A 20,324-nucleotide genomic window follows, 5' to 3' on the forward strand; every position below is an offset into this window, starting at 1 on the left:
GTCGCGGCGGATTGCGTTTGGATTGCTTGCCTAGTGCAGTTCGGAATCGCCAAGAAGCGCCTGCGGTCGACTAGGCGCGCGCATTTCGCGGCACCACCATCCTGCAAACTTGAAGACATTTTTGTCGAAGCTTCAAAACCAGACGGAACACATTAAATTTGCGTTGTGCAGGAAAAAAAGAATGATGGGTGTTGCTCTGGCGCTACATGGTGAAGGCGCCAATTGAAGGCGAATCATTGCTGACCGACCATCATTACGAAGCATCGATGACGCTAGTGGTCGTCCAATGAGAATCATTGGCGCTGAATTGACACCAGCTCTACTTTAACAACTTTGCCAGGACGGCTGCGCTACCTGGCCAGAAAATCAATCTTGATTTGACGCCGACTTACTAATTTCCACAATGTGAAACTAACGTACCTCAAAAAGAAGCTATGCAGGCGCACCACGTTACCTTCGCGACCGCACCAGTAATTTATCTACATTCAATCAAATCAGCCAAGGTAATCATCAGCAGGTTTGGATCGAGCGACGAAGACTCGAAGCCAACTTTTTCATAGAACGTGGTTGCCTCGTTGGAAAGGGCGTGAACTACCATTCCTCGAATTCCAATGGTGTCGGCTGCCTGGATGACGCGCATGCCGGCATCTCGAATCAGAGAACGACCGAAGCCCTGGCCATGCAATGATTGATCAACAGCCAGGCGACCCAAAACGACCACTGGAATGGGTTCCGGCATATTTTGGCGAAACCGGCCAGTGGCCTGCGTCGTGGTCACCGCACCGGAAGCCAGTGCGTAGTAAGCGACCACCCGCGCCTCATTACAAACCACGTAGGTTCGAGAGGCACCTTGAATCTGATTCTTCATGCCTCGACGTTTGAGCCATTGATCCAGGCTGTCGACACCACAGGAAAAACTATCTGTCACATGATGCTCGGTCAATGGCATCGGTGCCGTCAATTTCATCCGCGCTCCCAGGGTGCGGGTGTGATCATGGTTTTGTGCAAACGGTCCTTGGGTTTGGGTGGCATATCCAATCGGGCCTGAAACTCCTCGAACGCCTGTGCGCTGACATTCAATATCACTTGGTCGAGCAGGGTGTCTTCAGCAGCGAGTCGGGCAGACTCCAGAATGAAGTCAGTTCGATTTTTGCCGCGTGACTTTGCTGCACGGTCAATCAGATCGCGAACTTCGGGTTTGATACGAATGTTGAGAGTTTCTCGTTTTGCTTCGGTAACGACGTGCATGTGGATTTCCCCTTGAGATGGCTGGATTGTAGAAGTCCGTAATGACATTGTCATTAGGACGTTGATCAATCATTCGAAGCAATGCAGTTTTGTCAGATGAAACGGACTCGCTCAATTTGCCATATTTGATTGATGGCTTGATGTCGCCAGGGTAGCGTTCACCCGGATGCGCTGCTCTTTCACGTGAATCGGTGATTCGATACCCTCTATCTTCAAAGCATCCATCTAGAGTTGTTGGCCTGCGCTGTTGGCGATGGTGATTCCCGCATTGAGCAAATCCGGCGGTGAAGTTTGATCGCCTCAATTGGGGACACGACGGGGACAATTCCAAGGGTAAGGCTGAGTCACGTCGAGTAATTTCAGGTCATTTCGGGGACAATTTGGGGACACTCAGTGTCCCCGAGGGTCAAAAAAAAGCCCCACTGTTTTAGTGGGGCTTTCTCTTAAGTCGTTGATTTATATGACTTTTTTGGCGGAGCGGACGGGACTCGAACCCGCGACCCCCGGCGTGACAGGCCGGTATTCTAACCAACTGAACTACCGCTCCCGGTAGCTAACGTTTACTCTTGCGAGCCAAGTCATTCACCATTGCTGGCAAACCGTTATCGACTTGCGCCATGTTACCAAAAGCAACCTGGCGACCCCACGGGGATTCGAACCCCGGTACTTACCGTGAAAGGGTAATGTCCTAGGCCTCTAGACGATGGGGTCAAAACCTTTTGAACGACTGCCTAATCTTGGAAATTTGGTGGAGGTAAGCGGGATCGAACCGCTGACCTCTTGCATGCCATGCAAGCGCTCTCCCAGCTGAGCTATACCCCCAATCAACCACATCGCGGCTACAACCCCGCTTGTAATTTCCAAGCCTCAAATTATAGTCTGGAAATCAGAGTCGTTGAAGGCGCTCAATAACTTTTTCGCGACTGAACAGCGACAGCATGGCGTCCACGGACGGTGTATGGGCGCTACCGGCCACCAGTACCCGCACCGGCATGGCCAGTTGCGGCATCTTCATGCCCTGCATGGCCAACACCTCTTTGATGGCCGCGGCGACACCTGCTTTGTCCCAGCTACAGCTTGCCAGCTTTTCGGCCAACAATTGCAAGGCCGGCGTGACCACAGGGGTGACATGATGCGCCAGTTCGACCGGATCAGGGCGCACATCCACATAAAAGATCTGTGCCCAATCGGCCAGCACGACCGTCGTGTCACAACGATCCTTGAACAGTGCACAAATGGCTGGTAAACGTGCATCCGTTGTCACGCCACGTTTGTGCAACTGCTCGGCCACCAAGTCGGCCAGCAGTTCGTCGGACGTCGTTTTGATGTGTTGCGCATTCACCCAGCGCAGTTTGGCCTCGTCAAACTGCGCTGCACTCTTGCCCAGATGGTCCAGATTGAACCAGCCCAGAAACTGCTCCCGACTGAAAATTTCAGCGTCTCCGTGGCTCCAGCCCAGGCGGGCCAGGTAATTCACCATCGCGTCCGGCAAATAACCTTCGTCACGGTACTGGGTCACCGGTTTGGCGCCGTTGCGCTTGCTCATCTTTTCGCCGGCCTCGTTGAGCACCGTGGGCAAATGGGCGTACACCGGTGGCTCCTTGCCCAGCGCATGAAAGATGTTGATCTGGCGCGGCGTGTTGTTGACATGGTCATCGCCGCGGATCACATGGGTGATGCCCATGTCGATGTCGTCTACCACCACACAAAAGTTGTAGGTCGGAGTGCCGTCAGGGCGGGCGATCACCAGATCGTCGAGCTCCTCATTGCGGATGGAAATTTCGCCTTTGACCTTGTCGTTCCACTCGACCGCGCCCGTCTGCGGATTCTTGAAACGCAGCACCGGCTGCACACCTGCCGGAATGGGCGGCAACTCTTTGCCAGTTTCGGGGCGCCAGGTGCCGTCGTAGCGCGGCTTTTCCTTGTTGGCCATCTGTCGCTCTCGCAGCGCATCCAGCTCTGCCACACCCATGTAACACGGGTACACATGCCCGCCAGCCGCCAGTTCGGTCAGCACCTGCTTGTAGCGGTCCATGCGCTGCATCTGGTAAAACGGACCCTCGTCGTAGTTCAGGCCCAACCAGTTCATACCTTCCATGATGACATCCACCGCAGCCTGGGTGGAGCGATCCAGGTCGGTGTCTTCAATGCGCAGAATAAAGTCGCCACCGGTGGCACGTGCAAACGCCCAGGGATACAAGGCCGAGCGGATGTTGCCCAGGTGGATAAAACCGGTGGGTGACGGAGCAAAGCGAGTGCGGGTGCGTTGGGTTGTGGGTGCGTTCATAGGTCAGATGGAGCACAGGCCGCGATCAAGATCAGCCTGAATGTCAGAAAGATGTTCCAGGCCCACCGCCATGCGGATCAGACCCTGGCTGATGCCTGAGGCATCACGTTGTGCAGGTGTCAAGCGACCGTGTGAGGTGCTGGCAGGATGCGCGAGCAAGGTTTTGGTGTCGCCCAGATTGGTGCACAGCGACAGCGTTTGAAGGGTGTCGAGCACATGAAACGCGCGCGCTCTGGCCTGATCTGGATCACTTGCCTTTAGCTCGAACGACAGCACGGCACCACCACAGCCAGACTGCTGCGCCATGGCCAGCGCGTGCTGCGGGTGGCTGGGCAGCCCCGGATAAAACACCCGCGCCACGGCCGGATGGACCTGCAGCCACTGCGCCATGGCCAGTGCCCGAGCCGACTGCGCCTGCATACGGATATCGAGCGTTTCCAGCCCTTTGAGCACCACCCAGGCGTTGAACGGTGCCAACGTCATGCCCGCGCTCTTGAGCACCGGCAGAAAACTCTGGGTGACCAGATCCTGGCTGGCGCACAAGGCACCGGCCATGACACGACCCTGGCCGTCGAGGTATTTGGTGCCTGAATGCATCACGATGTCGGCGCCCAGCGCCATCGGCCGTTGCAACGCGGGTGTGGCAAAACAGTTGTCGACCGCCAGCAGGGCACCGGCATTGTGGGCCATGTCGGACAGCGCGCGAATGTCGCACACCTCGGTCAGCGGATTGGTCGGCGTTTCGGCAAACAGCAGTTTGGTGGCAGGCCGCAGCGCCGCTTGCCAGGCGGCCAGGTCGGTTTGTGGCACAAAGGTCGACGTCACGCCGAACTTGGCCAAGTCAGTACCAATGAGTTTGATGGTGGAACCAAACATCGACTGCGAACACAACACGTGGTCACCACTCTTGAGCAAACCCATGCACATCATCAGGATGGCGGACATGCCTGACGCCGTCGAGATGGCAGCAGGCGCACCTTCGAGGGCCGCCAGACGCTGCTCGAAACTCGCCACCGTCGGATTGCCGTAACGGCCATAGGTAAAACCGTCTTCATCACCGGCAAAGCGCCGTGCACTGGATTCGGCGCTGGGCTGCACATAGCCGCTGGTGAGGAACAAGGCCTCAGAATTTTCGCCATACTGGCTGCGCGCAGTGGCGGCGCGCACCGCCAGGGTATCACGGTGCAAGGCGTTCTCACGGACAGGCTCAGCCATGCTCAATCCTCATGGTTCGGTAGGGCCAGTCGGGAGTGGTCTTCCAGTGGCTCATCGTCGCCCACCCGGCTGGCATTGAGCCGCGCAATGTCGGCTGCCGTGATGTCTCCGGTCACGTACACCCCGTCAAAACAAGACGCATCAAAACCCGAAATGGCGGTATTGAGTGATCCGATCGCCTTCTTCATGGCGTCAACGTCCTGATAAATCAGCGCGTCGCAGCCAATGATGGCGCGGATTTCGTCCACGCTTCGGTTGTGTGCGACCAGTTCTTGCGGTGTCGGCATGTCAATGCCATAGACATTGGGGTAACGCACCGGTGGCGCGGCGCTGGCCATGTAGACCTTGCGGGCACCGGCATCACGCGCCATTTGCACAATCTCTTTGGAGGTGGTGCCGCGCACGATCGAGTCGTCCACCAGCAGCACATTGCGCCCTTTGAACTCGCTGGCGATGACATTGAGCTTCTGGCGCACTGACTTCTTGCGCACGGCCTGCCCCGGCATGATAAAGGTGCGGCCCACATAGCGGTTTTTGACAAACCCTTCCCGATAAGGCAGGCCGAGCAGTTGTGCCAACTGTGCCGCACTGGGTCGGCTCGACTCAGGGATCGGAATGACCACATCGATCTCATTGGGTGGCACGGTAGAGATCACGCGCTTGGCCAGGGTCTCGCCCAGGTTCAACCGCGCCTGATAGACCGAGATGCCATCCAGCACTGAATCGGGTCGCGCCAGATAGACAAACTCAAAAATACAGGGTTTCAGCACGGGTGCCGCTGCGCACTGCTGGGCATGGATCTGCCCTGCCAGGTCGATGAACACCGCCTCACCTGGTGCCACATTGCGCTCGAATTGATGCCCGGTACCTTCCAAGGCGACTGACTCACTGGCGAGCATCCAGGTGTCGTCACTGCGACCCAGACACAGCGGCCGGATGCCAAACGGATCCCGAAACGCCAGCACACCATGCCCGGCAATCAAGGCGATCACGGCATAAGAGCCGCGTATGCGCTGATGTACCCGCCGCACTGCATTGAACACGTCACTCGGCGTCAAGGGCATGCCGCGTGTGGTGGCCTCGATTTCGTGTGCGAGCACGTTGAGCAGTACCTCCGAGTCACTTTCCGTATTGATATGGCGGTGATCAGCGTTGAACAACTCAGCCTTGAGCATTTGTGCATTGGTCAGGTTGCCGTTGTGCACCAGCACAATGCCAAAAGGCGCATTCACATAAAACGGCTGTGCCTCTTCTTCGCTGAACGCGTTACCAGCCGTGGGGTAGCGGACCTGTCCCAGCCCGCAATTGCCTGGCAGCGAGCGCATGTTGCGGGTACGAAACACATCACGCACCATGCCCTTGGCTTTGTGCATGAAGAATTTGCGCTCCTGCTGCGTCACGATGCCTGCTGCGTCCTGCCCTCGATGTTGCAGCAACAAAAGGGCGTCGTAAATCAGCTGATTCACGGGCGATTGACTCACGACACCAACGATTCCACACATAAGTTTGTTCCGATCTTGGCCTGGGTCAGCCCGGCAAATAAGGCGCCAAGTCTGGCGGCAGCACCGGTTTGAGGTGAGCCAACGCAAGCAGCGCGAGCCGGGCACCCTGTGACTGTTGCCACAACTCAGCATCTTTCAATGCGGTCATGCTCACCAGGGCAGCCAGCAACAGCAGTAGCAACAGCCCGCGACTCAAGCCAAACAAGGCACCAAGTGCCCGATCGGCAGGCCGCAAGCCCACCGTACTGAGAAGCTTCTTGAACACCACCGCCAGCAACGCACTGGCCATGACCGTACCGACAAAAACCAGCAGGAACGCCAGCACATGTCGCAACGATTCACTGGCACCCCGCATGGGCAAAACCTGGGCCACCTCACCGGCAAACAGCCACGCCAGCGCCAGGGCAGCCAGCCAACCCGCTAGAGATATCAATTCAAAAACCAAACCACGCCAGGCACCCAGCAACATCGACAGCAACAAGACAGCGGCAAGAAACCAGTCCAGCGCAGGCATGACTAAACACTTGCCATCAAAGGGTCAACAAGGCGGCTGGCAAATCCAGCTTCTTGATCTTGGCCGCAGCAACTTCGGCCTCAGCACGGGTCGGGAAGGGGCCAACCCGCACACGAACCCGCCGGCCCTCCTTGGTCTCAGCCACATGGGTGTAGGTCTTCAAACCTGCGTGTTCTACTTTGAGCCGCACCTCGCGTGCCCGCACGGCGTCGGCAAATGCGCCTACCTGGACCACAAAGCGACCTTCGGCTGCTGCAGGATCAGGCTCCTGCGTCGGACTGGCCGCAGCACCTTCGAGCACCGCTTTGGCCCGCGCCGCCTCTGACGCCTTGGACAAGGCCGGTTTGGATGCCGCATTGACGGGCTTGCTAACCGGGGCAGCGGCGGGTTTTGCGACACCACTGCTGACTTTGGCGGTCGCCTTGGCCACCTCCAGATCCTCATTTTTCGAAGCAACGGATTCTTGATCTGTATGCGCCTGAGGCACTTTCTCGGTAATATCCGTCGCCGCGGAAACGGCAGCAACGGGTGCGCTGGCAGCGGCGACCTGCCGTCCGGCCACAGCGCCACTGGCAACCGGCTCGGCACCGGATGCAGCAGCTGCCAATACCGCAACAGGTGCCGACGGCACAACCAAGGCTGGCATTTTGTTTTTGTCGGGAATGTCGAAGGGCATATCGACCGCCACAGGCCGTGGCTGGCTGTCGAGCAACAACGGGAACACGATCACGCCCGCCAGCACCAGCACCGCAGCACCAACCAGGCGGTACTTGGCACGTTGGCGAATCGACTCAATGCTGGGCGCGGGCGCAGCCTGTGCAGCAGACTCCTCTGCGCCATTGCGAAACTTGAAAAAAGCCATGCGGGTGAATTGGAATAGTGCAGAAATGGGATCAGGCGTGCGGCAGATGTTGCGCCTGAAGACGTGGCACGCCACCTTTCAGCACGCCACCCACGGTGTAAAACGAGCCAAACACAACGATTCTATCAGCGGGGTCTGCGCCAGCAAGTGCCTCTCGCAGCGCGCTTTGCGGGTCGCCAAAGCAACGTGCTGAGACGTTCGCCCGGGTATTCTGGCGCTGCCAAAGTGCCAGCAATTGGGCCGCCGACAGCGCCCGCTCGGTAGGTAAATCGGTGAAATACCACTGGTCGATGATCGGGCCAATGCACGCCAACATGGTGACGAGGTCTTTGTCGGCCATGGCACCCAACACCGCGTGGGTCGTGGGGAAATAGCCCATGGCATCGAGGTTGGCCGTCAGTGTGGCCACAGCATGGGGGTTGTGCGCCACATCCAGTACCAGCGTCGGCTGACCGGGCACGATCTGAAAACGCCCGGGCAATTCGGCGGCCAGCAGACCGGACCGCAAGGCCTGTGCCGTGACCGGCAATTGCGCACGCAGCGCCGACAGGGCCGCCAACACGCCGGCCGCATTGACCAGCTGGTTGGCGCCGCGCAAGGCCGGATAAGCCAGCCCGCTGTAACGCCGCCCGCGCCCGGCCCAACCCCACTGCTGCTTGTCACCCGTGACATTGAAGTCCACCCCCACGCGCCATAGGTCCGCCCCGACTTCCAGTGCATGGTCCAGCACACTCTGCGGCGGCAGCGGGTCACTCACCACCACCGGCTTGCCGGTACGCATGATGCCTGCCTTTTCATAGCCGATGGCCTCACGGTCCGGGCCGAGGAGTGCCGTATGGTCGAGGTCAATGCTGGTGATGATGGCGCAGTCAGACTCGATGATGTTCACCGCGTCGAGCCTCCCGCCCAGCCCGACCTCCAGAATCACCACATCCAGCTGGTGCTGGCGCATGACGTCGAAGATCGCGAGCGTGGTGAACTCAAAGTAGGTCAGCGAGATTTCAACACCTTTTTGTGCTCTAGCGCTTTCTACCACTGCGCAAGAAGCTACCAATTCAGCAGCATCAACGGGCTCGCCATCCAGACGCAGGCGCTCCTCAAAGCGCAGCAGATGGGGTGACGTGTAAACGCCAGTGTGGTAACCCGCCTGGCGCAAGATCGATTCCAGCATGGCGCACGTCGAGCCCTTGCCGTTGGTGCCAGCCACGGTGATCACTGGGCAGGTGAAATGCAGACCCATACGCTGCGCAACGCTACGCACGCGCTCCAGGCTTAGGTCGATGGCGCTGGGGTGAAGCCGCTCGCAATGAGCCAGCCACTCGTCCAAGGTGTGCAGATTGAGTTGTTGCATAGCGCTGCACATTGTCGCCCACACCGCGGCGGCGGCGGCCAAGGCGTCGATTCATAATCACGCGCCTGGTTGTGATCGGCACCCATCCCTGCACGACTATCATTCTTTGTAGCAATCAGCGCACATGAAACTTGCGCAATATCCACTTTTGACAGGAAACAGACTGCATGATCACCGTCTACGGCATCCCGAATTGCGACAGCGTCAAAAAGGCGCGCACCTGGCTGACGGCGCGGGGCATCGCCTACGAGTTCCATGATTTCAAAAAACTGGGTGTACCGGCCGATCTGCTACAGAAGTGGCTGGCCGCATTGGGCTGGCAGACACTGGTCAACCGCAAAGGCACGACTTGGCGCAAACTTGATGAGTACGAGCGCACTGCAGTCGTCGATGACGCCACAGCCGTTCTCCTGATGTTGGCGCACCCCAGTGTGATCAAACGCCCTGTGGTGAGTTGGTCGAGCGGCAAAGTCAGCGTTGGTTTTGATCTCGCCCACTTTGCCCTGAATGCTGGCCTTGCCAATGGTGGCTAGGCGGTCTTTTGCGCCACTTGCGCGCCGACTGAATCTCAGGCGCGCATCTTTGGTTCATGCGCCCCCAGCGCCAAGAGCATCAATTGACCCGGCTTTTGAGTGAATTGCCCCACCAGCGCGTGGATTCCCAAAGCCGCCGAACTGCGCAGTTGGCTGCGCCACCGCACCGGCAACGCCGCGCTTGCCACTCTATGGGAGAGGCACACTACAGTGTTGTACTGCCCGACGACCTGATCGCACCCAGCCACGATATCGATACGGCAGATGCCCTGAGCGCCTGCCTGCCACGGGTGTTGTCAGAGCTGAGCCCGGCCAAGTCGAGGGTGTAGCGGGCGCGGCACGCCTGCACGCGCAAATGAGCCCGGCCTGCCAGGTTCATGCCAATGACAGCGGGGCGGGGAGCGACTTTGTGCCGCGCCTGCCGTTTTAAGGATGGCGTGCGCTGGGTGTATTGATCATCCCTGGCACCGCAGCGTCACTGACACTGGCTACCATCGACGCATGAATCTCAAAAATCTAGGCGCCATTCTGGCTGGCCAGCGCCGGTGGTTGAGCCCCTTGCTGCTGTTTTTGGTGGCTGCGCTGTTGTGGCTGGGCCTGCGCCCGAGCCTGGTGGACAGTGTCACCGTGCAAACCACACGCCTGGTACGCAGCGTGCAGTTTTCGGCGCGCGTGGCGACGCTGGCAAGGGTGGAGGTGGGCAGCACCGTCACGGCGCGGGTGGCGCAAGTGCTGGTGCGTGAAGGCGAACAGGTAAAGGCGGGGGACGCCCTGGTGCGGCTGGAATCGGATGAACTGCAGGCGGCACTGGCCCAGGCCCAGGCAGCCCAGATCCAAGCGCAAGCCAGACTGCTGGGCTTGCGCTCCACCGGCCGGGCCCAAACCCAGGCCAGCCTGGCGCAAGCGCAGGCCACGGTGCATGCCGCTCAAGCGGATGTGGCGCGCACACTGCAGCTCGTCGCCCAGGGCTTCTTGAGCCCGGCGCGCCTCGATGAAGCACAACGCGCCCTGAGCGTGGCGCAGGCGACACAAGCCGGTGCCGCAGCGCAAGTGCAAGCCAGCACCGAATCGGGCACCGATATCAACCAGGCCCAGGCGCAGCTGGAGGCCGCGCGCGCCTCCACCCAAGCAGCGCAAGCGCGCCTTGCCCAGGCCGTGTTGCGCGCCCCAAGCGATGCCCGGGTGCTGGCGCGCACCGTGGAGCCGGGCCAAATTGTGCAACCCGGGCGCGCCCTGCTGAGTCTGGCTCTGTCGGGCCCGACTCAGCTCAAGGCGCAGGTGGACGAACGTTTTCTGGCCGAACTCGTCCCGGGGCAGCCCGCCACGGTGGTGGCCGATGCGTTTGCCAACCAGCGCCTGGCCTCCAAGGTGGCGTTTATCGCCCCGGCGGTGGATGTGCAACGCGGAGCCGTTGAAGTCACGCTAACACTTGACCAACCCGCCCCGGCTTTTTTGCGTGAGGATATGACGTTGTCCGTCGAAGTGGAAACCGCCCGGCGAGACAAGACCTTGACCGTACCCCTGGCCGCGCTGCGCACGGCACTGGGTGCCGCAGACGACGCGGCCGACGTGCTGCTGGCGGTGGATGGCCGGGCGCAGTTACAACGTATCCGCCTGGGCGTGCGCTCTCTGCAGGCGGTCGAAGTGCTTGACGGGTTGAAGGCCGGTGACACGCTGCTGCTGGGCAACGGCGTGCAAACGGGTCAGCGCGTGCGAGTGCGCGACGCAGCCACTGCGCCGACGGCCAGCACCACGCCGGGTGCGCCAGTGGCGACGGCAGGTTCCGCCGGTGCAGCCGGTGCCACGCTAACCAACGCCATGGGGCGCTGATGGGAAAAAGCCTTGGTTTTGAATGGCTGGTGGCGCTGCGCTTTTTGCGGGAGGGGCGCATGCAAACCCTGCTCATCATTGTTGGCGTGGCGGCTGGCGTGGCGGTGGTGGCCTATATCTCTGCACTCATCACCGGGCTACAAGCCAGCACCCTCAATAAAACGCTGGGCGCCCAGGGCCACATCACCCTGCGCTCGCCGCAGGACGTGGTGCAACCGGCCCGCGCCGTTCAACCCGGCGAGACCACCTGGTTTGAAACCCAGCCCCGGGCGCAGCGCCTGCGCTCGGTGGTCAACTGGCAGATGCTGGTGCCAGTGCTCGAAGCCATGCCCGAGGTCTCGGCGGTGTCGGCCATGGTGTCGGGCTCGGGTCTGGCGCTGCGCGGTGAAGCCCAGCAGTCGATTGCCTTGCTGGGCGTGGACCTGGACCGCTACGACCGCATTGTTGACCTGCGCGGCAAGGTGGTCAGCGGCGTCGCGCGGCTGGCCCCGGGCGAAGGCATTGTGGGGCGCGACCTGGGCGCCGACTTGGGGGTGCGCGTGGGCGACCGCTTTACCGTGCAAACCGGCACAGTCAACGAATCGGTGCGGGTCACAGCGCTGGTGGACCTGGGCGTGCGCGATCTGAACCGGCGCACCGTCATCGTGCCGCTGCGCGCAGCGCAAAACCTGCTGGGGCTGACCGGTGGTGCGACCAATCTGGACATCACGCTGTATGACGTGTGGACGGCGCAAACACTGGCCGAAGACCTGCGCAGGCGATACCCCTACAAGGTCGAGAGCTGGCAAGAAAACAACGCGCAATTGGTGTCGGCACTGAACGCGCAGTCGGTCAGCACCGGCATCATCCGCAGCGTGGTGATGGTGGTAGTGGTGCTGGGCATTGCCAGCGTGCTGGTGGTGTCGGTCGTGCAAAAGGGGCGCGAGATCGGCATCCTGCGCGCCATGGGCACTACACGGGCGCAAATTTTGCGGGTGTTTTTGTTGCAAGGTGCGGTGGTGGGCGTGCTGGGCTCGGTGCTCGGGCTGCTGCTGGCGGTGGCACTGATCTGGGCCTTTACCCATTTTGTCAAAGGCTCTGACGGCTTGCCGCTGTTCAACATCACCCTGCCTTGGCGCGTGGCGCTCAACGTGGCTGTGGTCGCCAGCGTGTGCGGCGTGCTGGCAGCCATTGCGCCAGCGCGCCGAGCGGCTGCCATGGATCCGGCACAAGCCATCCGTTTATGAGCCTTTTTGACCTCTAGCCCTTATGCAAAAAGCGCAAGAAGCTACACCTTTGATAGTGCTTCGAGACATCCACAAAAGCTATAACCTGGACCTGCCCAGCCAGACCGAGGTGCTACACGGCATCGACCTGACGCTGGCGCATGGCGAGTTTGTCGCGCTGATGGGTCCGTCCGGCTCGGGTAAAAGCACGCTGCTCAACATTTTGGGCTTGCTGGAGCCCATGACGACCGGCTCATACCTGTTGCAGGGTGAGGAAATGCGCGGCCTGAATGACGCCGGGTTGACGCTGCGTCGGCGTCAAACGCTGGGTTTTGTGTTCCAGTTTCACCACCTGCTGCCGGCCTTTACGGCGCTGGAAAACGTGACCCTGCCCGCCATGATGATCAGCGGCCAGGTCAACGCACAGCAGTTACAACATGCGCGTGACCTGCTGGCGGACGTAGGGCTGGCCGGTGCAGAGAACAAACGCCCTGCTGAGCTCTCGGGCGGCATGCAGCAGCGGGTGGCGATTGCGCGTGCGGTCATGCTCAACCCGCCGCTGGTGCTGGCCGACGAGCCCACCGGCAATCTGGACCAGGCCGCCAGCAGCGAGGTGTTTGTGCTGTTGCGCCGCCTGCATGCCGAGCGCGACATTACGTTTCTGGTGGTCACGCATGATGCCCATCTGGCCGAGCGTTGCGATCGGCGGCTGGAGCTGGTGGATGGGCGGCTGCATACAGATTCGGGCAGTGGAGGCAACTTTCATGCATTCTTGAACCCTGACAGCCTCTAGTGCTTATCTTGTATATGTTTTAAGCTACACAAATAGTAGTCGTTGAGTGATGATCGGTTTATAGCGCCACAGTCGCAATGCCGAATCGGCCCGGACTTGAGCAAACCATGACTCATGCGTGACATTTCGGCCTTGCGGATTTCATAAATGACTTCACCCTGATCGGCTCCAGGAATCTGGGGGGCACGGGTGGGAAAAACCGTCTTGATGTGGCGCAGGCCCGCTTTCTCCATGACACGGCGCGACGCCTGGTTCACTGTCATTGTCTCGGCTCGTACCCTGTCAAAGCCGAAGGTGTTAAAGGCAGCTTCGATCAAGGCTCGCAGGCCTTCAGTGGCGTAGCCCTTACCCCACGCTGCGCGCATCAGGCGATAGCCGATCTCTGCGCTTCGGAGTCCATCGACCACCCCATCGTCGAACAAAGAAAACCAGCCGATGAAGGCTCCGCCTGCGTGGTGGTGGACGGCCAAAACTTCTGGTTCGTCACCGCGTGGGGTTAGAAAGTCGGCATCAGATAAACCTGCATCGGGAACAGGGAGTCCGCCGTTCAGATAACGCATCACCTCTGCGTCTGCTTCAAGAGCAATCAGATCCGCTCGATCGGCGGCGGAAACCGGCCGCAGGGTCAGGTGGGCGGTGTTGAGGCAAAAGTCGGTGAGCATGGATCAAGTTCGCATACAGTTCTGACATCACCCATTCGAGAAGGCGGCACTGTCGTCACATTTCTCGGACACCTGCATCGTTTTGAACCCGGGTTCGTCTTCAGACACATGAACATACGCCCTGGATAACTCCTGGCGCCAATCAGGCAATGGTTCGAGGTGGTTTTATCAAAAAGTCCGGCAAGTTTAACTTTTTTCTTCAATATTTCGACAAAGGTTGTATCATTGAATTATGGATAAAAAACTCGCCACATCTGTGTTTGAATCGCTCGCCTCAGGCGTGCGGCTCGACATCTACCGTCTGCTGGTCAAAACCGGGCCTGCCGGGCTGGTGGCCGGTGAAATTGGCAGTGCCCTGGAGGTACCGCCCACCAACCTGTCATTCCACCTCAAAGCACTCACCCACGCGCAGCTGGTGGCGGTGGTGCAAGAGGGGCGCTACCAGCGCTACCGGGCCAACCTGGCGTTGATGCAGGAACTGATTGCCTACTTGACGGCCGAGTGCTGTTCGGGCCACCCCGAGCAATGTGCCGAGCTCCATGCGCCACCTGTCTGCCCCTGACCTATTGATCACCCCATCAAACCAAGCGAGTGCCATCATGAAAAATATTCAAGTCTTTGACCCGGCCCTGTGCTGCAGCAGCGGCGTGTGTGGGACCGATGTGGACCAGAAGCTGGTCGATTTCTCAGCTGATGTGGACTGGGCCAAACAACAGGGCGCGCAGATTGAGCGCTTTAATCTGGCCCAGCAGCCGATGGCGTTTGCCGAAAGTGCCGCGGTACGCGGCTTGCTGGAGCGATCGGGCGAATCGGCCTTGCCCATCACCCTGGTGGACGGTGAAGTGGCTTTTGCCGGGCGTTACCCGAGCCGCGATGACCTGGCGCGCTGGATTGGCGCTGCCGACCTGGTTACTGCCGCTGCTGCCCCGGCAAACGCCGCCGCCAGCCGTTGTTGCACTGGTGGAAAGTGCTGCGGATGAAGTTTCTTGACCAGCCCCCGCGCTTTCTGTTCTTCACGGGCAAAGGCGGGGTCGGCAAAACATCAATCGCGTGTGCCACAGCGATTGAGCTGGCCGGCGCTGGCAAACATGTGCTGCTGGTCAGCACCGACCCGGCTTCCAACGTGGGGCAGGTGTTTGGCGTCCGCATTGGCAACCAGCTGACGCCGGTACCCGAGGTGCCGAACCTAAGTGCGCTTGAGATTGACCCGCAGGCCGCTGCCCAGGCTTACCGCGACCGCATCGTCGGCCCCGTGCGCGGCCTGTTGCCCGAGAGCGTGGTCAAGGGCATCGAAGAACAGCTCTCAGGCGCCTGCACCACCGAGATTGCCGCGTTCGATGAGTTCACCGCGCTACTGACTGATGGTGCGCTCACCCATGACTTTGACCATATCGTGTTTGACACGGCACCCACCGGTCACACCATTCGCATGCTGCAGTTGCCGGGAGCCTGGAGCGGGTTTCTGGAAGACGGCAAGGGGGATGCGTCGTGTCTGGGGCCGCTGGCCGGGCTGGAAAAACAACGCACCCAGTACAAAGCCGCCGTGGACGCCCTGGCTGATGCACAAAAGACCCGCCTGATCCTTGTCGCACGGGCGCAAGCCGCATCATTGAATGAAGCAGGTCGCACCCATGACGAGCTGGCCAGCCTTGGGCTCAGCCGGCAGTATCTGGTGATCAACGGGGCGTTTCCAGAGTCTGAAGCCGCCAACGATCCCTTGGCACAAGCCATCGTTAAGCGCGAGCAGGCAGAGTTGACCAAGCTGCCTGAAGTCTTGCGCTTGTTGCCCACGGACACCATCGAACTCAAGCCGTTTAACCTGTTTGGCCTGGCGGCACTCAAGCAATTGCTGGTCACTTCAAACGCTAAAGATCCTCGCCATCGCGAGGAGCCACGCGACGTGGCGATTCAGGAGGTCATGGATGACCGCGCGTTGCTCGCCACAATGAACGGCCTATCGGCTGGGTCCATGGCTGAACATACCTTGCCGGCCCTGATCGACGACATCGCGCTGACAGACCACGGCCTGGTCATGACCATGGGCAAAGGCGGTGTCGGCAAAACCACACTGGCTGCAGCCATTGCCGTCGAGCTGGCCCGGCGCGGCCACGAGGTGCATCTGACCACCTCCGACCCGGCCGCGCATTTGACGGAAACCTTGCACGGCGCGGTTGCCCACCTGAGCGTGAGCCGCATCGACCCACATGATGTCACCGAAGCCTACCGCGCCCAGGTGCTGGCCAGCAAAGGTGCCAAGTTAGATGCCGCCGGGCGCGCCGTGCTGGAGGAAGACCTGCGCTCACCCTGCACCGAAGAGATTGCCGTGTTTCAGGCGTTCTCGCGGGTGATCCGTGAGGCTGGCAAGAAGTTTGTGGTGATGGACACGGCCCCCACCGGCCATACCCTGCTGTTGCTGGATGCCACCGGCGCCTACCACCGCGACATCGTGCGCCAGATGGGTGCGGGCGGGCACTTCACCACGCCCATGATGCAGTTGCAAGACGCCAAACAAACCAAGGTGCTGATCGTGACCCTGGCCGAGACCACGCCAGTGCTGGAAGCCGCCAATTTGCAGGCTGACCTGCGCCGGGCCGGCATTGAGCCCTGGGCCTGGGTCATCAACAACAGCGTGGCCGCTGCCCGGGTGAGCTCCCCCTTGCTGTTGCAGCGTGCCCACAATGAACTGCGTGAAATTGAGGCGGTGACCCACCACCACGCCACACGGTACGCGCTGGTGCCCCTGCTGCAGGATGAACCCGTGGGTGCCGCCAGATTGTCACAAATGGCTGCTAACTTGCCTTGATCTTTTAAACTTTTAGGAATCACACCATGTCTGACAAAGCGCTCAACGTCCTGTTTTTGTGTACCCACAACTCGGCCCGCAGCATTCTGGCTGAAGCCATCCTGAATCACATTGGTCGAGGGCGATTCAAGGGCTTTTCAGCGGGCAGCAGCCCGCGTGACAACCAGCAGCCCAACCCGCTGGGCTTGCGGGTGTTGCAGCAGGCAGGAATTTCCATCGAGGGTCTGAGCAGCAAGAGCTGGGACGAGTTTGGCAAGCCAGACGCACCGCATATGGACCTGGTGATTACCGTGTGTGACAACGCCGCGGGCGAAGTGTGCCCCTACTGGCCTGGTCAGCCCGCCACTGCGCATTGGGGTTACCCCGATCCTTCTGCCGGTGACGGCACCGACACCCAAAAGCTGGAAGCCTTCCGCCAGACCCTGCACGCACTCAAACGTCGCCTGGAACTGCTGATCAGCCTGCCCGCCGACAAGCTGGCCAAGACCATGTTGCAAAACACTGCACGTGAATTGAGCAAGGAGTAAACGTATGAGCGCCCAATGTGAAGTGACCGCCAAACAAGCCGTTGGCGCGCCGATGAGCGTGTTTGAGCGCTATTTGTCGGTATGGGTGGCCTTGTGCATCGTGGCGGGCATCGCGCTGGGGCAATTTTTGCCGAGCGTGTTCCAGGCCATAGGCCGCATGGAGGTGGCCCAGGTCAACCTGCCCGTGGGCGTGCTGATCTGGGTCATGATCATTCCGATGCTACTGAAAGTTGATTTTTCGGCACTGGGTGAAGTGCGCAAACACGTCAAGGGTATTGGTGTCACACTGTTCATCAACTGGCTGGTCAAGCCGTTTTCAATGGCATTTCTGGCCTGGCTGTTCATCCGAACGCTGTTTGCGCCCTGGCTGCCGGCCGATCAGATCGACAGCTACATTGCCGGGCTGATTCTGCTGGCCGCGGCACCCTGCACGGCGATGGTGTTTGTATGGAGCCGCCTGACCGGGGGCGACCCACTTTTTACACTGAGCCAGGTGGCTTTGAACGACAGCATCATGGTGGTGGCGTTTGCACCGCTGGTGGCGTTTTTACTGGGCTTGTCGAGCATCATCGTGCCGTGGGTCACCTTGCTGATTTCGGTGGGTTTGTACATCGTGATTCCGGTCATCGTGGCCCAGATACTGCGCAAGTCCCTGTTACAAAAAGGGCAGGCGGCCTTTGATGCGGCGATGGCGCGCATCGGCCCATGGTCCATTTCTGCACTGCTGGCCACGCTGGTGCTGCTGTTTGCGTTTCAGGGCGAAGCCATTCTGAAGCAGCCGCTGGTGATTGCGCTGCTGGCCGTGCCGATCCTGATCCAGGTGTTCTTCAACGCCGGCTTGGCCTACTGGCTCAACCGGGCAGTGGGTGAAAAGCACAATGTGGCCTGCCCCTCGGCGCTGATTGGTGCCTCCAACTTCTTTGAGCTGGCGGTGGCGGCAGCGATCAGCCTGTTTGGCTTTAACTCAGGCGCGGCGCTGGCCACGGTGGTGGGGGTGTTGATTGAGGTGCCGGTGATGCTGCTGGTGGTGAACATCGTTAATCGCAGCAAGGGGTGGTATGAGCGGGCCTAAGACGCTTCTCATTTAGTAGCGCATTACACTTATTCAAAAAAGGCTATCGACCTATTTTGCTTGCAACTTTTAGCACGGACGGATTTTTAACGACATTCGTCAGCGCTCAATGGCATGCAACAACACAAACTCGGCGATAGACTGAGTGTTTGCCAGGTCCAGATGCGACAAGCCCGGTGTCACCGCCATTTGCGCCGCCGACTCGGGCGGTTTGTCGCTGGCAATGGCCACAATGCCTGGCCAGTCTGGCCACAGGGTTTGTTGGCCCAGTGACGCGCGCCACACTTCAAGTTTTGGAAAGTTGCCGTGTTTGAAGCCTTCAATCAGGACCAGGTCACAGTGTTGTAGCCGTTCCAGCAGGTACTCCAGCGGTGGCTCAGGCGCTCCGCGCAGTTCGTGCATCAAGGCCCAGCGGTCATTGCCCAGTAACAACACCTCTTTGCAGCCGGATTCGCGCAGCCGGTACGAGTCTTTGCCGGGGCGGTCGATGTCAATGGCTTTGTGGCTGTGCTTGATCAGTGACACCACCAAACCGCGAGAGGTGATCTCGGGCACCAGTCGCTCCAGAAGGGTGGTCTTTCCCATGCCGGAGTGTCCGGCGATACCAAATATTTTCATGGCTGACGTGCCTCAACGAAGTAGACGCAGTCGAACGATGCAAGCGACAGGTGGCTCACCATGGCGAAGGTCGACTTGTCAATGTCAGTGAGACAGAAACCAGTCGGCGATGTTCTCAAGCTCTTTCGCATCGCTGGCATGGATGATCTTGTGCTTGATTTCGCTCCCGTCCGTCAGTTTGACCATGGGACCAGACGTGATGTGTTGAATGACCCTGGCCTGGGCATCAGGCACACCTTTGAACTTGGCAGCAATCTTTTGCATCGAAGGCGCCCGTTTATCTTTGTCAGCTGCGTGGCACTTAAAACAATCGTTGGTTCTGGCCAGTGCCTTGGCGGCCTCCACATCCACGGCTTGCTGTGCAATTGCCGCCGAGACCAGAAACCATGCCGCTGCTGGGACCAAGACCCACATTGATGCCGTTCTCAAAAAAATCTCTTTCAATGTCTTGCTGCACACAAACACCCAAAACCTGCGAAACCACACGAGGGAGGCCCAGCGAGCTTTGCTCTAGTCGACGCTGACATGGGCCAATTCGCGTTGAATGACACCCTGGGTCAGGTCTGCCAAAACTCGGTAAAAGCCGGTTTCTGCATGTTCCTTGACTGCTTTTGCGAAAGGGCTGATCCAAATACTCAAGTGCTCATCCATAAAGCGCGCGCGCAGTTTGGTCATGGCGGCGTAGTCGGTGAAGTTTCCCTGCAAATCAGCCTGTCGCTGGTTGAAAGAGAGCAGGTACAAAAACTCCAACTCAATTGCCACATGATCGGGCAGTTCGGCCAACTCAGCATCGACTTCAAAGCCACCCTCGGCATACAAGTCCAGAACGACTGGTGGCGACACCTCATCACCCACCATGGGTGTTGGTAACCATGAAGTACTGTACGGACTGGCCAACGCCTTCATCGGCCCTAAAAACAACCGCGTATAGTCCACCAGCAACGTCTGCAAGCTCTCGCCTGCAAACGCCTGCCCCAGTTCACTTGCCAAACCAGCCAGCTCCGGGTGGGCCTGACGCGTTGCCGCAACGATCGAGTCAAACAGCTTTTCCTCGGCAAATTCGGCGGTTGGCTCGTAATAACACGCGGACAAAAATCGCAAAAGATCCACCCGTGCGGTGGACTCGTCAGGCTGGTAGTCGGACATAAGTGTTGGTGGAGTTACAGGGCTTGGCCAGATCGACGATCAGGCTCGTGGGCTGTACTTGCCAATGTAATGCACATTGGGTTTGGTGCCCTTTTCCTCCTGCAGGCGCCAGGACTTCTCGGCTTTCAATATCTTGGCGATCTCGCTGTTGGGGTC

22 protein-coding genes and 3 tRNA genes are annotated in these 20,324 nt (G+C 59.6%); 10 read left to right on the forward strand and 15 right to left on the reverse strand.

All coding sequences use genetic code 11. The annotated features are described in order from the left end of the window. Positions 1–475: 475 nt before the first annotated feature. The 11 genes from KBF66_RS14360 to folC all read right to left on the reverse strand — a co-directional run bounded on the left by KBF66_RS14360 (position 476) and on the right by folC (position 8,979). Positions 476–967, reverse strand: a complete 492-nt coding sequence (locus KBF66_RS14360; protein ID WP_296658320.1) for a GNAT family N-acetyltransferase — start codon at positions 965–967, stop codon at positions 476–478. Then, entirely contained in the window at positions 964–1,248 is a 285-nt protein-coding gene (locus tag KBF66_RS14365) for a DUF1778 domain-containing protein (protein ID WP_296658324.1), read from the reverse strand. The genes KBF66_RS14360 and KBF66_RS14365 overlap by 4 nt, the downstream gene beginning before the upstream one ends. A 470-nt stretch (positions 1,249–1,718) precedes the next feature. Further along, positions 1,719–1,795 (reverse strand) — tRNA-Asp (locus KBF66_RS14370). An 88-nt stretch (positions 1,796–1,883) separates the two neighbouring features. Further along, positions 1,884–1,959: transfer RNA gene (locus KBF66_RS14375), tRNA-Glu, on the reverse strand. Between the two features lie 35 nt (positions 1,960–1,994). Further along, positions 1,995–2,070: transfer RNA gene (locus KBF66_RS14380), tRNA-Ala, on the reverse strand. Between the two features lie 64 nt (positions 2,071–2,134). Further along, positions 2,135–3,535 (reverse strand): glutamate--tRNA ligase, encoded by a 1,401-nt coding sequence (gene gltX / locus KBF66_RS14385; RefSeq protein ID WP_296658328.1) that lies wholly within the window; start codon positions 3,533–3,535, stop codon positions 2,135–2,137. Positions 3,536–3,538: 3 nt separating this feature from the next. Beyond that, a complete protein-coding gene (locus tag KBF66_RS14390) occupies positions 3,539–4,750 on the reverse strand; it encodes an O-succinylhomoserine sulfhydrylase (protein WP_296658332.1) in 1,212 nt (403 codons plus the stop codon). A 2-nt stretch (positions 4,751–4,752) separates the two neighbouring features. Beyond that, a complete protein-coding gene (purF, locus tag KBF66_RS14395; protein ID WP_296658337.1) occupies positions 4,753–6,252 on the reverse strand; it encodes an amidophosphoribosyltransferase in 1,500 nt (499 codons plus the stop codon). Positions 6,253–6,277: 25 nt separating this feature from the next. Continuing rightward, positions 6,278–6,766 carry a CvpA family protein gene (locus tag KBF66_RS14400; RefSeq protein WP_296658342.1) on the reverse strand — a complete coding sequence of 163 codons (489 nt, stop codon included), beginning with the start codon at positions 6,764–6,766 and terminating at the stop codon, positions 6,278–6,280. A 16-nt stretch (positions 6,767–6,782) separates the two neighbouring features. Next, entirely contained in the window at positions 6,783–7,628 is an 846-nt protein-coding gene (locus KBF66_RS14405; protein WP_296658345.1) for an SPOR domain-containing protein, read from the reverse strand. Positions 7,629–7,659: 31 nt separating this feature from the next. Next, a complete protein-coding gene (gene folC, locus KBF66_RS14410) occupies positions 7,660–8,979 on the reverse strand; it encodes a bifunctional tetrahydrofolate synthase/dihydrofolate synthase (RefSeq protein ID WP_296658349.1) in 1,320 nt (439 codons plus the stop codon). Positions 8,980–9,146: 167 nt separating this feature from the next. Here folC and KBF66_RS14415 point away from each other — a divergent pair, with 167 nt between their 5' ends. From KBF66_RS14415 to KBF66_RS14435, 5 genes are all read left to right on the forward strand, one after another. Beyond that, the gene (locus KBF66_RS14415) at positions 9,147–9,512 is read left to right on the forward strand and encodes an ArsC family reductase (RefSeq protein ID WP_296658353.1); all 366 of its coding nucleotides are present in this window, start codon (positions 9,147–9,149) and stop codon (positions 9,510–9,512) included. A 95-nt stretch (positions 9,513–9,607) separates the two neighbouring features. Continuing rightward, on the forward strand, positions 9,608–9,841 hold the full coding sequence (locus KBF66_RS14420; protein ID WP_296658356.1) for a hypothetical protein: 234 nt from the start codon (positions 9,608–9,610) through the stop codon (positions 9,839–9,841). A 172-nt stretch (positions 9,842–10,013) separates the two neighbouring features. Further along, the gene (locus KBF66_RS14425; protein ID WP_296658360.1) at positions 10,014–11,342 is read left to right on the forward strand and encodes an efflux RND transporter periplasmic adaptor subunit; all 1,329 of its coding nucleotides are present in this window, start codon (positions 10,014–10,016) and stop codon (positions 11,340–11,342) included. Further along, a complete protein-coding gene (locus tag KBF66_RS14430) occupies positions 11,342–12,568 on the forward strand; it encodes an ABC transporter permease (protein WP_296658368.1) in 1,227 nt (408 codons plus the stop codon). The genes KBF66_RS14425 and KBF66_RS14430 overlap by 1 nt, the downstream gene beginning before the upstream one ends. Before the next feature lie 22 nt (positions 12,569–12,590). Then, complete coding sequence (locus tag KBF66_RS14435; protein ID WP_296658372.1) at positions 12,591–13,340, forward strand: ABC transporter ATP-binding protein; 750 nt, start codon at positions 12,591–12,593, stop codon at positions 13,338–13,340. On the opposite strand, the gene KBF66_RS14440 is transcribed toward KBF66_RS14435, so the two are convergent. Beyond that, a complete protein-coding gene (locus tag KBF66_RS14440) occupies positions 13,337–14,002 on the reverse strand; it encodes a GNAT family N-acetyltransferase (RefSeq protein ID WP_296658375.1) in 666 nt (221 codons plus the stop codon). The genes KBF66_RS14435 and KBF66_RS14440 overlap by 4 nt on opposite strands. Positions 14,003–14,234: 232 nt before the next feature. Here KBF66_RS14440 and KBF66_RS14445 point away from each other — a divergent pair, with 232 nt between their 5' ends. The 5 genes from KBF66_RS14445 to arsB are packed head-to-tail and all read left to right on the forward strand — an operon-like array spanning position 14,235 to position 18,404. Then, on the forward strand, positions 14,235–14,564 hold the full coding sequence (locus KBF66_RS14445; RefSeq protein ID WP_296658377.1) for a helix-turn-helix transcriptional regulator: 330 nt from the start codon (positions 14,235–14,237) through the stop codon (positions 14,562–14,564). Positions 14,565–14,601: 37 nt separating this feature from the next. After that, positions 14,602–14,982 (forward strand): arsenite efflux transporter metallochaperone ArsD, encoded by a 381-nt coding sequence (arsD, locus tag KBF66_RS14450; RefSeq protein WP_296658379.1) that lies wholly within the window; start codon positions 14,602–14,604, stop codon positions 14,980–14,982. After that, positions 14,979–16,805, forward strand: a complete 1,827-nt coding sequence (arsA, locus tag KBF66_RS14455; protein ID WP_296658384.1) for an arsenical pump-driving ATPase — start codon at positions 14,979–14,981, stop codon at positions 16,803–16,805. Before arsD ends, arsA begins: the two co-directional genes overlap by 4 nt. 26 nt (positions 16,806–16,831) lie before the next feature. Then, entirely contained in the window at positions 16,832–17,332 is a 501-nt protein-coding gene (locus KBF66_RS14460; RefSeq protein ID WP_296658389.1) for an arsenate reductase ArsC, read from the forward strand. Between the two features lie 4 nt (positions 17,333–17,336). Beyond that, the gene (gene arsB, locus KBF66_RS14465; RefSeq protein WP_296658394.1) at positions 17,337–18,404 is read left to right on the forward strand and encodes an ACR3 family arsenite efflux transporter; all 1,068 of its coding nucleotides are present in this window, start codon (positions 17,337–17,339) and stop codon (positions 18,402–18,404) included. 99 nt (positions 18,405–18,503) lie between these two features. Here arsB and mobB read toward each other — a convergent pair whose 3' ends face one another. From mobB to KBF66_RS14480, 3 genes are all read right to left on the reverse strand, one after another. Continuing rightward, a complete protein-coding gene (gene mobB / locus KBF66_RS14470; RefSeq protein ID WP_296658398.1) occupies positions 18,504–19,022 on the reverse strand; it encodes a molybdopterin-guanine dinucleotide biosynthesis protein B in 519 nt (172 codons plus the stop codon). 84 nt (positions 19,023–19,106) lie between these two features. Then, entirely contained in the window at positions 19,107–19,436 is a 330-nt protein-coding gene (locus KBF66_RS14475; RefSeq protein ID WP_296658401.1) for a c-type cytochrome, read from the reverse strand. A gap of 96 nt (positions 19,437–19,532) precedes the next feature. Beyond that, entirely contained in the window at positions 19,533–20,168 is a 636-nt protein-coding gene (locus KBF66_RS14480; RefSeq protein ID WP_296658404.1) for a molecular chaperone TorD family protein, read from the reverse strand. Between the last annotated feature and the right edge of the window lie 156 nt (positions 20,169–20,324).

The organism is Rhodoferax sp. (genome assembly GCF_018063565.1).
Classification (GTDB): Bacteria; Pseudomonadota; Gammaproteobacteria; order Burkholderiales; family Burkholderiaceae_C; genus Rhodoferax.